General features: G+C 58.9%; 1 protein-coding gene. It reads left to right on the top strand.

The window, feature by feature from the left end; all coding sequences use genetic code 11:
- Window positions 1-757: hypothetical protein (locus G6027_RS17940; protein WP_206682516.1), on the top strand; the 757-nt coding region annotated here is incomplete at its 5' end.
- Between the last annotated feature and the right edge of the window lie 194 nt (window positions 758-951).

Here is a 951-nt window from a genome sequence, read left to right as displayed (position 1 = left end):
AACCCTCCGACAGATCCAGGGAGGTTCACTATTCCTCACCAACGACCTCGGCGAGAGGATCCGGACCTGGGTGCCAGAGTTCACACGGTGTGCGCATGTCAATTGCTGCGGTCTACCGGCAGTCAGTGATTCAACGTTCGTCGACACCGCTCTCGAAGGACTCAGGCTGGCCGATCTCATTAGAAATGAGCTTCCCTACTACTACGTGGAAGCGACCTTCTTCGACTCGGTTCCCCCGGCTGTCATTGATCGGGTCGACGCCGAAGTCCCCGACCGGTCAGGGTATCGCAAGCTCGATGGCAGGACGGACCTGATCGACCGGAAGGCCATGCCGTTCCAACCATTCGGCAGTAGCCGGATGCCGCCCGAACTGTCGACATTGTCGGCTGCAATCAAAGCCAACGTGGAGCGTTACGATGGCCATGTGGTGGACTCAGCCGGAGATATCTGGGACAAGCTGGACGCTTGGCAACTCCAGTACACCGAGAATTTCGTCGGTCTTCCAATGGAGCGGGGCGAACCACCTAGGTGGCAACCCGGCTTCGACCGTTTCGGCTGGATGGCCGAAGGACTAGCTCTGCAACACGAGGCCGATACCGTTTTAGAAGGCACACACCTGTCCTGTGGAGCCGCCTACCTCGCAATCTCCAAAGATGAGTGGGACTCGATGCTTGCCGCGTACCTCGACACCCATACCGGAGAACCGAGCGAGGCGGCATCGTCAGCGGCTAAGGAGTGCAATGAAAAGACGCCATAGAATCGCTACCGGCGTTGGACCGGTGTGCTGGGCCTGGGACGTCGGAGATCCGCGGATGATCGCCGGGGCTGCTGACTTCGTTTTCGTTGCAAAAGTAATCGCGATCCGCCGCGAGGCAGGCGAAAGTCTTCGTGCGGAAATCAAGGCCGAAGACTCCAACGAGATCATCACCGTATCGCACGCCGAGTACAGAG

Source organism: Dietzia sp. SLG310A2-38A2, assembly GCF_014145095.1.
Classification (GTDB): Bacteria; Actinomycetota; Actinomycetes; order Mycobacteriales; family Mycobacteriaceae; genus Dietzia.
Note: the sequence above shows the minus strand (reverse complement) of the source record. Positions and strands in the feature narration are given on the sequence as shown.